Source organism: Sphingomonas sp. SORGH_AS_0870, from assembly GCF_031453175.1.
Classification (GTDB): Bacteria; Pseudomonadota; Alphaproteobacteria; order Sphingomonadales; family Sphingomonadaceae; genus Sphingomonas.
In genome coordinates this window covers 2,365,328-2,377,744 of sequence record NZ_JAVIYW010000002.1, presented here as the reverse complement: position 1 = coordinate 2,377,744, position 12,417 = coordinate 2,365,328, and the positions used below count along the sequence as shown (strand labels likewise).

9 protein-coding genes are annotated in these 12,417 nt (G+C 67.6%); 3 read left to right on the top strand and 6 right to left on the bottom strand.

What is annotated here, in order from left to right; translation table 11 throughout:
- Positions 1–74 precede the first annotated feature (74 nt).
- Positions 75–3,209: a TonB-dependent receptor gene (locus QE363_RS11160; protein ID WP_309695211.1), complete on the top strand. Its 3,135-nt coding sequence runs from the start codon at positions 75–77 to the stop codon at positions 3,207–3,209.
- Positions 3,210–3,273: 64 nt separating this feature from the next.
- Here the strand turns inward: QE363_RS11160 and QE363_RS11155 are convergent, their stop codons facing one another.
- The 6 genes from QE363_RS11155 to QE363_RS11130 form a co-directional block, all read right to left on the bottom strand.
- Complete coding sequence (locus tag QE363_RS11155) at positions 3,274–3,930, bottom strand: DUF6250 domain-containing protein (RefSeq protein ID WP_309695209.1); 657 nt, start codon at positions 3,928–3,930, stop codon at positions 3,274–3,276.
- A gap of 17 nt (positions 3,931–3,947) precedes the next feature.
- Positions 3,948–6,707 (bottom strand): Tat pathway signal sequence domain protein, encoded by a 2,760-nt coding sequence (locus tag QE363_RS11150; protein WP_309695206.1) that lies wholly within the window; start codon positions 6,705–6,707, stop codon positions 3,948–3,950.
- Positions 6,708–6,800: 93 nt separating this feature from the next.
- Positions 6,801–6,986 (bottom strand): hypothetical protein, encoded by a 186-nt coding sequence (locus QE363_RS11145; protein WP_309695205.1) that lies wholly within the window; start codon positions 6,984–6,986, stop codon positions 6,801–6,803.
- Positions 6,987–7,047: 61 nt separating this feature from the next.
- Complete coding sequence (locus QE363_RS11140) at positions 7,048–7,755, bottom strand: VIT1/CCC1 transporter family protein (RefSeq protein WP_309695202.1); 708 nt, start codon at positions 7,753–7,755, stop codon at positions 7,048–7,050.
- A 61-nt stretch (positions 7,756–7,816) separates the two neighbouring features.
- Positions 7,817–8,173, bottom strand: coding sequence for a hypothetical protein (locus QE363_RS11135; protein ID WP_309695200.1), 357 nt, complete (start codon positions 8,171–8,173; stop codon positions 7,817–7,819).
- 20 nt (positions 8,174–8,193) lie between these two features.
- Positions 8,194–9,729: a L,D-transpeptidase family protein gene (locus QE363_RS11130; RefSeq protein WP_309695198.1), complete on the bottom strand. Its 1,536-nt coding sequence runs from the start codon at positions 9,727–9,729 to the stop codon at positions 8,194–8,196.
- A 195-nt stretch (positions 9,730–9,924) separates the two neighbouring features.
- Here QE363_RS11130 and QE363_RS11125 point away from each other — a divergent pair, with 195 nt between their 5' ends.
- Positions 9,925–11,730: a DUF885 domain-containing protein gene (locus QE363_RS11125; protein ID WP_309695196.1), complete on the top strand. Its 1,806-nt coding sequence runs from the start codon at positions 9,925–9,927 to the stop codon at positions 11,728–11,730.
- A 54-nt stretch (positions 11,731–11,784) separates the two neighbouring features.
- Positions 11,785–12,375: an NAD(P)H-dependent oxidoreductase gene (locus tag QE363_RS11120; RefSeq protein WP_309695194.1), complete on the top strand. Its 591-nt coding sequence runs from the start codon at positions 11,785–11,787 to the stop codon at positions 12,373–12,375.
- Positions 12,376–12,417: the final 42 nt, after the last annotated feature.

Below are 12,417 nucleotides of genomic sequence, written 5' to 3'. Positions count from 1 at the left end.
CAAGGCATATTGGAGCAGCCCTATAGCGTCAGCCGAGAAACAGCGGCGGCACCGGGGGCGAGAGGGAGGATGCCATGACGGGTTTCGTCGCTATCACCGGGTCGCGTCACGCGGGCGACCGGCACCTGCTGCGCGGGATGCTGCGCACATCGGCCTGGGGCGTGCTGGCCGCCGGACTGGCGCTGAGCGCGCCCGCCTTTGCGCAAAACGCCGCGAAGACCGCTGATCAGGGGAAAGGCGACAAGCTCGACGGGGTCAGCCCCGAGGACATCATCGTCGTCGGCACCCGCGCCTCGCTGCAATCCGCGATCGCCCGCAAGCGCAATGCGGGGACCGTCGTCGACTCGATCGTTGCGGACGATATCGCCAGCTTCCCCGACAAGAATATCGGCGACAGCCTGGCCCGGATCACCGGTGTCCAGCTCAGCCGTGAATTCGGCGAAGGCAATCAGGTATCGATCCGCGGCGTCGAGCCGGACCTCAATCGCGTCGAGATCAACGGCGTCGGCCAATCCTCCGCGCTGGGTTCCCGCGCGGGCGACTTCCGCGAATTCGCCTCCGAGCTCGTCAAGTCGATCGACGTCTACAAGGGCTATCAGGCCAAGCTGACCGAGGGCGGCATCGGCGGCACGATCCAGATCGAGACGCGCAAGCCGCTCGAGCTCAAGAATTTCATCGCCAATCTCAATTTCTCCGAACAGCATCTCGACACGACGCAGGACTGGAAGCCCCGCGCGACGCTGCTGATCGGCACGCCCAAATTCTTCATCGACGGGCTGGGTCTCCTGGCCAACGTCACCTATAGCGATGTCTCGACGCGGCAGGATTATGCCAGCAACACCAATTACAGCCGCCTCGCCGATTTCGACCATTCCGACCAGAAGACGGTCGCCAACCCGGCCTATTCGGCGTTCAACACCTATGCCAGCTGCGCGGGTGTCGGCGCGACCGCGACCCAGACCTTCGCCACCCGCCGGGCGGCGTGCGAAAATCAGTTCTTCGACTGGGCGCCGACCGTGCCCCGCTATCGCAACCTGGTTCGCCGCGACAAGCGCTTGTCGGGCGACATCACGCTGCAATATGAATTCTCGAACAATTTTCGCGCCTTTGCGGAAGTACAGTTCAACAGCCGCAACCAGCGGTTGATGGACGTCAACTATTCGCTCGATATGGGGCGTTACCAGCGTTACCAGCTCGATCCGTCGCTCGGCACGGGTTCGACGCCACAGGTCAAGTTGGGTACATCGACGGTCGACGGCAACCATGTCGTCACCAGCTACACCACGGCCCTGTCGGCGGCGAATATCGGCAGCGCGTCCGCCCCCGTCTATAGCGGGTCCGCCAATATCCTAGGCGTTCAGCGCCGCGACTTCCAATATGACCAGAATTCCCGTTACTATATCACCGGTTTCGACTGGGTGGTGGATCGCCTGCGGCTGAAGGGTCTGGCCTCGCGCAGCGAATCGCGGACGCTGGGTGAAACCAACCTGATCGCGATCAGCACCGGCATTGCGGGGATGCAGGTCGACCGGCGCAACGATCTGGGCATTCCGGTCTTCACCTATCCCAGTTCGGTCAATCCGGCCGATCCCAATATCTACACCGACTACAACCGCGCCGGGAACACTGCCCAGGCGGGGCCGAGCGTCCAGTATCGCCCGGGCGACTCAGGCAATAACGAAAACCAGCTGAAGCTCGACGGAACCTGGGCGGCCGACTGGGGGCCGCTGAAGAATATTGAGTTTGGCGGGCAGTTTCGCTGGGCCGACTATTATAATTATGCAGGTGGCGGATCACGTCTGCTGACCCCGGCGTCCGGCACCACCCCGGCGGTCTATCAATCGAGCGCCAATGTGTCCTTCACGACCCAGGTCGTGAACGCCGCCACCGTGCCGCAGCGGGTCAATGGCAGCACCTATTATCTAACGCGCGACGAATATGCCGGGCTTATCCGCTCCCTGGGCACCACGACCGGCGGCGCGCCGATGTTCGCGGGGCTGCAAGGCGCATCCTCCTCGATCCCCAATCGCCTCGCCTTCGCCAATTTCTCGCCGTCGCTGCTCAGCCAATATTACGACCTGTCCGGCTTCGACCAGGATCTGGTACGCGAAGCCAACGGCCAGCCCCAGATTCCCCAGTTGAAGATCGACGAGACGGTCGCCGCCGGTTACGTCCAGGGCAATCTTGAAACCCATGTCTTCGGCATGCGCCTGACCGGCAATGCGGGCGTGCGCTATGTCTATACCCGGGATGTGGGCACGGGCACCAATATCCGCCGCCAGACCCGCTTCACCGCCACGGGCGGCACCGAGACCGTGGTGCTCGGCGCACAGCAACTCTCGCTGCGCAACAGCTATGTCGACATCCTCCCCGCCTTCAACGCGGCGCTGGAGCTCACGCCCGATCTGGTGTTCCGCGCCAACTGGGCCAAGAACCTCGCCCGGCCCAAGCCGACCGATCTGGTGCCCAACATCAACTGCCTGGACGATGCGACCGTCGCCGCGTCGGATGACGTCTGCACCGCCGGAAACCCCGCGCTCAAGCCCTATCGTGCCGACCAGTGGGAGGTGAACCTGGCTTGGTATCCCAACAAGGATACGCTGTTCAGCTTGGGCTATTACAAGAAATATGAGAGCAGCTTCGTCATCCTGAACGTGTTGCGCACCGGCGTCGACCTGTTCCAGGATGGCGTGACCTATACGGTGCGCCAGCCGGTGAACGGCTTCGGCGCGCTGCTCGACGGGATCGAAGCGAGCGCGCAGACCGCCTTCACCTTCCTGCCCGCGCCGTTCGACGGGCTGGGCGCCAGCGGCAATGTCACCTATGCCCGCGCCCTGCGCACCAACCTGACCAACAGCGCGACCGGCGATCCGCTGAACGACTATCCCGGCCTGTCCAAATGGACCTGGAATGCCAGCGTCTTCTACGACAAGGGATGGCTGAACGCCCGCCTGGCCTATAACTTCCGGTCGGACTGGCTGACGGTCGTGGCCGATTCCAATAACGGAAACCTGCCCATCTATCGCAAGGGCGAAGGCTATCTGGATGCCAAGGTCACGTTCCGCTTCCCCGAATGGCATTATCAGCTGTTCATGGAGATGCAGAACATCAACAAGGAATTTTCCAAGACCTATATCAAGAATATCGGCACGTCCGAGGTCTTCTATCCGGGCCAGCGCTTCTTCGCGGGCTTCAACCTGAAATTCTGAGCCCCAGCGGGCTCGCCTTTTCCCTCAACTATGGGGGCCGGGTCCGCGCGATCCGGCCCCTTTCTTATCGGCCCAGCGGCGTGATCCACACATCGCGAACCCGCAAATGGCTGCGCGTGGTGCGCAGCGCGAACCAGCCGCTGCGATAGGGGGCGGCATCGTGCATCGTGAAGAGCCGCTGGCCGTCGCGATCGACCGCGATCTCGTGACCATCGGCGATCAGGCGGATATGGGTCCATCGGTTCGGGACCAGCATCGCGGCGGGATCGCTACGGTCATGCTGGGGCAAGAGCGGCCGATCCCCCTTGCGACCGACATAGCGACGCATCCGCGTCGTGCTGTTCCGATTGCCGCCGATCCCGACATAATAGGTCTCCAGATCGTCATAGCTGGCAAAGGTGCCGTCGCGTCGCCGGGCCAGCACCGAACCGCCCTTCACCCTGGGGTCGCGCGCCATCCAGAAGGCGTTGACGTCGCTGACCGCGTCATGCGCCCCGCCCTCCGCCACCGGCATCACGTCATAGTCGATCGCGACCGGCCCCTTCAGCCTTTGCCGATACCAGATCGTCACCCCGTCCGCCGCGTCGATATCCAGCACTCCGTCCCGAGCGACGACCTGCGCGCCCGGCTCGGCCTCGACGGACCAACGCGACAGGCCGCCGCGAAAATCGTCGATGCGCGCACCCGGCCCCGTCGCGGCCAGCGCCGCCACGCCCAGCATGGCGCAGGCCCATCGCCTCACGACAGCCACCGGCCGATCAGCGCCAGATTGGCGGTCGCCGCTAGCCCCCATTGGGCGGCATCGTTGGTCGAGATGTCGGGGATCTCATCGACCGGCTTGAGCACCGCTAGACCGGACAGGCGCACCGCGCCCTTGGCCTGATCGCGCGTGGCACGGTCGCCGGCCCCCATGAACTCCGCCCAGGCCCGGCGGGCCAGAGCGGGGTCGCGGCGCTGGACGGCGGCATAGGCGGTATAGCGCGAATGGGCCTGGGTCAGCCCCCGCCCCTTGCCCGGATCGCCGGTCTTCGCGCGGAACAGGTCGGTCGGGGCATTATAATAGGCGCAATAGTCCAGCCAGGCCTCGCGATAGGCGGGCACATCGACCAGTTCGAGCAGTTCGGCCATCGTCTCGAACACGCCGAAGACCCCGTTCAGATGGCTCATGCTCACCCGGTCGCCTTCGCCGACAAAGCATCCCGTGGCGAGGTCGAAGGGCGCGCCGCCCGCAAACCATTGGCGAGGCAGAGCGGCGAGCGACTGCATTCCCGCCACGATCCGGTCGCGCCAGCGCGGATCGCCCGTCCGTTCCCACTCAGTCATCCAGGCCGCCACCAGCGGGCCCCAGACGGTGCCGAACTGGACGAAGACCTGTCCCGGCGGCAGCCTGCCCTCCGCGACCACCGCGCCGGTGCCGCCGGGTGGCTCCGAACCGGGCGCGCGGGCCCCGACCTTGCGCCCGATCTCGACATGGCGAAGCGTCTGGTCGCTGTCGATCAGCGCATGCATCAGGTCGCCGCACCGCTCGTCGGCGGTCAGGTAATAATAGATGCGGCGATAGGCGGCGTTGGATATGCGCGGCTGTTTCGAGCTGTCGCCCCAATGCTGCACCCCGTGACGCGTCCCAAGCCCCCGGAAGCGGCCGAGATGATAGACATCGACCTCGCCGGTATGCCGCGTCATCGCCTCCGCCATCCGGAAGACATCGGCGCGCCCGGTCCGCAGATAGGCGTACCACAGCCAAAGGTCGGTCGACAGCTCGCTGTTATCCCACGCGAAACCGCCGATGTCGTAGCGCCAGACATGGCGATCCGCATCATAGCTGTGCATGACGTCGCCATAGTCCCAAAAGCCGTACCAGCGCCGCTGCTCGACCTGCCCGATATAAAAATCCAGCTCGCGCGAGGCCCGCGCCTCGATCCGTCCCGCCGCGTCGCCGCCGGGTGGCCCCGCCAGAGTCCAGGCACCGAACACGCCCGCCGCATGAACCGCTTCGCCGGTCGCAAGCAGGCGGGGCGGCGCCTCGATCTGCGCCGCCATCCGGATCAGCCGCTCGCGGGTCGGCGTCGTGTCGAGCGCCCAGAGCCGGAATTCGGTCGTCCGTGCGATCCCGCGCGCATCGCCCCAGCCAGGCTCATAATCCTCATAGGTGATGTCCAGCCCATCGTTCTGCCGGGCATAATCGGTCATCCCCATTTCGTCGTGATAGAAGCGCAGGTCCATCGCGGGCGCGTCGGGCGCGTGATACCACAGGGTGAAGCGCGCCGCCTCGCCGGTCGCCTCGGCCACGTCGAGCCCGACCGGGCAGCGCCGCCAGAAATCATGCATGGCGAAGGCGACGCCACCGCCCCGCGCGCCACCCACATAGCCCAGCCCCGCCGCGCGTCCGGCGCCATCGACCGGCACCCAGCCATGACCGCCAGCGGTCCGCTTGCGGATGGTGAAGCCGTCGGCATTGGGCTGGCGCAACCGGAACTCGCCCCAGGCCGGGATGTAATCCAGCCGGTCGCGCACCGCCGCCGCCATCGTCGCGAGTGGCGGCGTTTCCCGTCCGGCGACCTGCGCCTCGCGGAAGGCGCGCCCCGGATCGCGGCGCAATCCCGTCAGCGGCCGGATCGCCTCCGCCCATAGGCCATCGCCCTGCCCGGCGAAGCGGACATGCCGATCGTGCAGCGGATCGGTCATCGGCACCTGCCCGCTCAGCCCCAGCCCGCGTACGAACCGCCGCACGGGATCTCCGTCGAAGATCAGGCTATGGACGATCCGCACCGACGCCGATCCGGCATGGAAGTAGAGGCGCAGCGAAAAGGGCAGCCATTGTTCGTCGGGCGCGGCATGACGTCCCTCGACCCGCACGACGACCCGGATGGGGCCATCCTGTTCCACCGTGACGCGCTCGATCCGCCCCGCATAGCGGAGAAGCCGGGGCGTGGCTGCATCCTCCTCGTCGGCCGCGTCCTGCGCCGTCGCGATGAGGCCGACGTCGCGCATGACCGTCTTGCCGCCTCGCCGCGCCGAGCGGATAATCGCCTCGCCCTGTCGCCCGATCGACCAGAGCGTATCGCCGACCGTCACCTCGATCCGATCGGCAAAGCTCCGCGCCGTGGCGGAAGAGGGCGATGCCTGCCGCGCCCTGCCCGGCTCGACCCGCAGGCTGGTGGCGCGCCCCGCATCGGCGGTCAGGGCATGGCCCGTCCATTTGATCGACCCGTCGGGCCAATAAGCGAGCGGCCAACTTTGCAGCGGAGCCGATCCTTCCCCCGCCAGGCGGTAAGCGGAGGAGAATTTCGTCCCCCTAGGCCAAGGCTGGCCCCAGGTCATTCCCTCATGGCCGTCCGGCGGTACACCGTCGAGCCAGCAGGTCGCACCGGCACCCTTGGCGGCCTCGCCGCGTATGGGGAGAGTGGCGGCCGGGGCGGATGTGTGCCCCATCGTCACGGCCATGCCGGTGGCCGATAGCAACAGGCTCCGCCGGTCGAAATGCACTGGGTCCGCCATATCGAGAATCCATTATCTGGTATCGTTCAACACAATACGAGATATTTTCCGAATGGGAATGCCCTGTGCGATCGGCCGACGGGGCCGTCACGATCAGCTCGGATGCGCCTCGCTCTCGGCGATCGCATCGTTGGCATCGGGCGCGGGGGCCGCATCCGCTTCGGTCAGGCGCATCTGCTCATAGGCGATTTCCAGATCCTGGACGCCCGATCCGGTCGGCTGGATCGGCAGGTCGCCAAAGCTCTGGGGTTCGGTCGGGGTGTCGAGTTCGTCGCGCATGTCACTCTCCTGATGGAGACGGGTCAACGCATCGGTCGCGCGAATGGCTCAACACGGCCATCTAGACGATGCCGCCGGTCAGCGTCCCGATCAGCGCGGTGACACCCATGGCCAGCGCACCGAGCAGGACGACACGGATCGCCCCGCGCCCGATCGGGGCACCGCCCGCCCGCGCGCCCAGCGCCCCCAGCACGGCCAGGAGCAGCAGCGCGGTCCCCGGCACCGCATAAAGGACCATGGCGCGCGGACTGAGCGCGGCGAGCACCGGCAGGATCGCGCCCGAGGCGAAGGCCCCGGCGGAGAAAAAGGCCGCCTGCAACGGATCGGACCCGCCGTCATCCGCCAGCCCCAGTTCGTCGCGGCGATGCGCGCCGAGCGCGTCATGCGCCATCATCTGCTCGGCAACCTGTCGGGCCAGCCCGGCCTCGACCCCACGCGCCTCATAGATCGCCGCCAGCTCGCGCGTTTCGGCGAGCGGTGCGCGGTCCAGTTCCGCCGCCTCGCGTGCCAGATCGGCCTGTTCGGTGTCCGCCTGCGAACTCACCGAGACATATTCGCCCGCCGCCATCGACAAGGCACCACCGACCAGCGCGGCGATCCCCGCCAGCAGCACCGTTCCCGCCGTGGCCCCCGGAGCCGCCGCGACGCCGACGATCAGGCTGGATACCGAGATGATCCCGTCATTGGCCCCCAGCACCGCGGCACGGAGCCAGCCGGTGCGATGGACGAGATGCTGTTCGCCTGCGGCATGGACGCTGGCTTCGCTCATGCGGTGTTATCCTTGCAAGGGGGGCGGACGGGCCGTGCCGTCCGCCCCCACCGGGCCAGACTTACTCGCCGCCCTTGCGCTCGGTCGCGGGAGCGTCGGCCGCAGGCGCATCGCGCTGCACGCGCGACGTCATGCCGGTGGCCGAGGCGTCGTCGAGCATCTGCTGGTCGACGGTCCGCTCGGGCGGCGGCGGCGGGATCTCCTCGGCGGCATTGGTCGCGGGCGCCGCGACCTCGTCCATATTGGCGACCGCCGTCATATTCTCGTCGGCCGCACCGTCGGTCACGGTCAGCTCATTCTCGGCGGCGGCGGCCACCGGCTGCTCCTCCGGCGTGGACTGCGAACAGCCCGCCAGCGCGGGAAGCAGCATGGCAGCGGCCACCAGACCCCAGCGGCGCATCTCATTGGTCTTCATCATCTTATCCCCTTTCGCACTCATCAATTCGCAGTCGCGGCCGCCCGCTCGGCGGACCGTGCCTCCAGCTTGGTCGCCAGTTGCGCGTCCCAGCCATATGGGTCCTCACGGAAGCCCACCTGCCCGTCCGCCCCGGCAAAGGCCGTCCAGTATAGCAGATAGACCGCCACCGGCTCGGCCATCGTCGCGCGCACCGTCTTGCCGGAGGCGAGAACGGCGTCGACCTGCGCCGGTTGCCATTCGGGCGTCGTCTTCAGCATCAGCGCGGCGAGATCGGCGGGCTTTTCCAATCGGACGCAGCCATGGCTGGCCAGCCGGTCGAATTTCGAGAAGCCCGACTGGGCAGGGGTGTCGTGGAGATAGACCGCGAAGTCGTTGGGGAAGTCGAACTTGAACCGCCCCAGCGCGCTCTTCTCCGAAGCCTGCTGCAACCGCTTGCTGCCGTCGCCATTGTCGATCACGCGAAAGCCGTTGCGCTTCAGATAGCCCGGATTGGCCTTTTCCTTGGGCCACAGCTCCTTGTTCGCGATCGAGCTGGGCACGTTCCAGGGCGGGTTGAGCACGATGCTGTGGATCGAGGAAACCAGCATCGGCGTCTCGTTGCCCGGCCGTCCCGTCACGGCCTTCATCGACATGACCGGATTGTCGCCGTCGAACACGGTCAGCACGGCGGCCGCGATGTTCACCTGAACGCGCTTGGCCTCCAGCTGCTGCGGCAACCAGCGCCAGCGTTCCATATTGGCCATGATCTGGCGGATGCGCTGGCCGACCGGCACGTTCAACGCCGCGACCGTCTGGCTGCCGACGGTGCCGACCGGGTTGAGGCCGTAGCGCCGCTGCGCCCGCCGCACCGCCGCCAGCAGGTTTTCGTCGAAGGTCGCGCCGGTCGCGCTGACGGCGGGGTCCTCCATCGCCAGTCGCTTGCGCAGCTGCTGGACCAGCGGGCCGCTCGACCCGAAAGCGATGGTCGTGGACGGCAGAGGCGACCAGCCACCCGCCGCCGCCATGGCCCGGTATCGCGCCAGCCCCGTCACCAGCGCGTCATACCCCGCATAGGGCGGCGGCAGTGAGGCGACCCAGGCCGCCAGCCGGTCCTTCTGTACCGCCTCGGCAAAGCCAGGCAGCGGGTCATAGGGCTGCGGCCTGATGCCCCAGTCCTTGGAAAAGTCCGAGGGATCGAGCCGACCGGCATGAACCGCATGGGCATAGTCGAGCGCCACGCGGATCAGCGCAGCGGGCGACAACGCCGACAGATCGCGCTGCGCGCCGGAGCGCAGCCCCTGCGTCACCTCGCCCTTGGCGATCAGCGTGGCGAGCTGGTGCGCCTGGGCATCGGTCAGGCTGGGCATCGACACCGGCGCGACGATACTGGGCGGCACAGCCTGGGGCACGGGCTGAACGGTCGCGCCGGGGGGCGTCTGGGTCGAGGGCGCGGGCACCATGACGGGCGGCGGTGCGATCTGCGCCATCACGGGTGCCGCGACCAGCGTGCCGGTCGCGAGGGTGGCCAGAAGCCGGGCGACCGATTGGCCGGAGACGGAAAAACGCGATACGGTCATGTTGGTGTGATAGCCCCTATTCAGTCCAATGTCGTCGCAGGAACGCCCCATGCACGACGCAACCCTACGCCAAGCTGAACCGATCGTCAGGGGACGAGGTCCTGAAATTTTTTGCGGAAGGCGCCGGAATCGCGCTGCCGACCTGTCGGGCCGGTGTCATTTGACGCCGCGCCTCGGGCCGGTCATCTATCGGGAATGAACAGAGCTATTTCCCGCCGCGACACGCTGATCGGGCTCGGCGCCGTTTCCGTCACGGCGTCGACCCAGGGACGGGCCGCCGCGACCGGCGATGCAGGCGCGCTGCTCGACCGGCTGGCCTGGCAGCTGCTGGCGCTGGCGCCGGAGCGGGCGACCAGCCTGGGTGTCGACACAGGCGTGCATGCCGGGCTGCGGCGCAGGCTGGAGGATCGCTCGCCTGCGGGCGTGGCGGCGCGGCAGCGTTTCCTGGGCGAAGGGCTGCGCGATCTGGCGCGGGTGCCGCGAACCGGCCTGGATGCCGCGACCGCGACCAGCCTGGCGGTGGTCGAGACCGCCTTTCGCATCGCGCTGGACGGCATGGCCCTGCCCTATGGCGTGGCGACCATCGGCGACTGGCGCAACACGCCCTATGCCGTAATCCAGAATGTCGGGGCGTGGCTGGACGTGCCGCAGTTGCTCGACGGCGACCAGCCGGTCCGCGACAAGGCGGATGCGGAGGCCTATCTGGCCCGCCTCGCCGCCATGCCCGCCCAGCTGGACGGCGAGACGACGCGTATCCGCCAGGCGCGCCAGCAGGGCGTCGTGCCGCCCTCCTTCCTGCTCGACAAGACGATCGCGGGGATGGCCGGCACGATCGCGGAGGCGGCGAAGAGCGACGGCCCGCTGATCGGTCCGCTGGCACGCAAGGCGGCCGCCATCCCCGGCGACTGGACCGCGCAGGCGGCACGGATCGTCCGCGCCGCGATCGTGCCCGCGCTGGAGCGACAGCTCGCCGAATTGCGCGCGCAGCGGGCGGTGGCGACCGATGCGGCGGGGATGAACAGCCGCCCTCACGGCCCCGAATGGTATGCATGGGGCCTGCGTGCGGGCACGACGACACGGCGCAGCGCGACCGAGTTACACGCCATGGGCCGCGCACGGCTGGCCGATCTGCAGGCACAGATGGATGCGATCCTGCGCCAGGCGGGACTGACCCAGGGGAGCGTCGCCGAGCGTACCATGGCCTATCAGCGTCGTCCCGGCATCGGCTTTCCCGACGGCGATGCGGGACGGCGCGAGATCATCGCCTATATGCAGGGCCGGATCGACGCGATCCGCCCGCGCCTGCCCGAAGCGTTCCGGCGTCTGGCGCGGGGACATCTGGAAATCCGCCGCATGCCCCCGGCACAGGAACCGGGCGCACCGGCGGCCTATGGCGGGCCCGGCACGATCGACGGGCGCGAACCGGGCAAGGTCTGGGTCAATCTGGGCGACCCGTCGATCCACAACCGCGTCACCATTCCCGATCTGGTCTATCACGAGGGGATACCGGGCCATGTCTGGCAGGGCGAATATGCCCAGGAACTGCCGCTGATCCGCTCGATCCTGGCGTTCAACGCTTATTCGGAGGGGTGGGCTCTCTATGCCGAACAGCTCGCCGACGAGCTGGGCATGTACCGCGACGATCCCGCCGGGCGGCTGGGCTATCTGATGGGGCTGGCATGGCGCGCGGTGCGATTGATCGTCGATACCGGCATCCACGCGCTCGGCTGGTCGCGTGACAAGGCGCTGGCCGAGTTCATCGCCGCCACCGGCCTGCCGCGCAGCAATGCGGTGAGCGAGGTCGACCGCTATTGCGCATGGCCGGGCCAGGCCTGTGGCTATGAGGTCGGACGCGCCGAGATCGTCGCCCAGCGCGACCGGGCCAAGGCTGCGCTCGGTACTCGCTACGACCTGCGCGACTTCGATCAGGCGGTGGTGGACGGCGGCAATGTGCCCCTGGACGTGCTGGCCACCAATGTGACGCGATATATCAGGGGATAAGAGTGACTTGCCGGGATCATCTCATACGGCCATGATCGGGCCGCGAGGTGCGCGATGGCGGATACTATCCTGATCTTCTACGGTTCGTACCGGTCCGACCGGCAGGGCATCCGCCTGGCCGACTATCTGGTCCGCGCGTTCGGCGAACGGGGCGCGGAGGCCGAACTGATCGACGCCCAGGCGGTCGGCCTGCCGATGCTCGACCGGATGTACAAGGAATATCCCGTGGGCGAAGCGCCCGAGGCGATGGAGCGGCTGGCGACCAAAATCCGCAGCGCCGATGCGTTCGTCTTCGTGACCGGCGAATATAATTGGGGCCAACAGCCGGGCCTGAAGAACCTGACCGATCACTTCCTGGAGGAATGGTATTGGCGTCCGGCCGCCATCGCCAGCTATTCGGCGGGGCGGCTCGCGGGCGCCCATGCCAGCGTCGCATGGCACGGCACGCTGTCGGAAATGGGAATGGTCGTCGTGTCGAGCACGCTGGCGGTGGGCGGGATCGGCCATGCGCTGGACGGCCAGGGGCAGCCGACCGGCGAGGGCGGCACGGCGCTGACCAAGGCCTTTCCGCGCTTTGCCGACGATCTGCGCTGGTGGGCGGCGGCCGCGCGCGAACATCGGGCCCGCATCGCGCCACCCTATTGACCCGTCATACGCGCGACCGCCCGGCGGACCGGGGGGCAAGTG

Excerpts from the sequence above, each read along its gene's own strand:
- QE363_RS11125 (WP_309695196.1), top strand. The coding sequence starts at position 9,925 with ATGAACAGAGCTATTTCCCGCCGCGACACGCTGATCGGGCTCGGCGCC.
- QE363_RS11140 (WP_309695202.1), bottom strand. The coding sequence starts at position 7,755 with ATGAGCGAAGCCAGCGTCCATGCCGCAGGCGAACAGCATCTCGTCCAT.
- QE363_RS11130 (WP_309695198.1), bottom strand. The coding sequence starts at position 9,729 with ATGACCGTATCGCGTTTTTCCGTCTCCGGCCAATCGGTCGCCCGGCTT.
- QE363_RS11120 (WP_309695194.1), top strand. The coding sequence starts at position 11,785 with ATGGCGGATACTATCCTGATCTTCTACGGTTCGTACCGGTCCGACCGG.
- QE363_RS11150 (WP_309695206.1), bottom strand. The coding sequence starts at position 6,707 with ATGGCGGACCCAGTGCATTTCGACCGGCGGAGCCTGTTGCTATCGGCC.
- QE363_RS11135 (WP_309695200.1), bottom strand. The coding sequence starts at position 8,173 with ATGATGAAGACCAATGAGATGCGCCGCTGGGGTCTGGTGGCCGCTGCC.
- QE363_RS11160 (WP_309695211.1), top strand. The coding sequence starts at position 75 with ATGACGGGTTTCGTCGCTATCACCGGGTCGCGTCACGCGGGCGACCGG.
- QE363_RS11145 (WP_309695205.1), bottom strand. The coding sequence starts at position 6,986 with ATGCGCGACGAACTCGACACCCCGACCGAACCCCAGAGCTTTGGCGAC.
- QE363_RS11155 (WP_309695209.1), bottom strand. The coding sequence starts at position 3,930 with ATGCTGGGCGTGGCGGCGCTGGCCGCGACGGGGCCGGGTGCGCGCATC.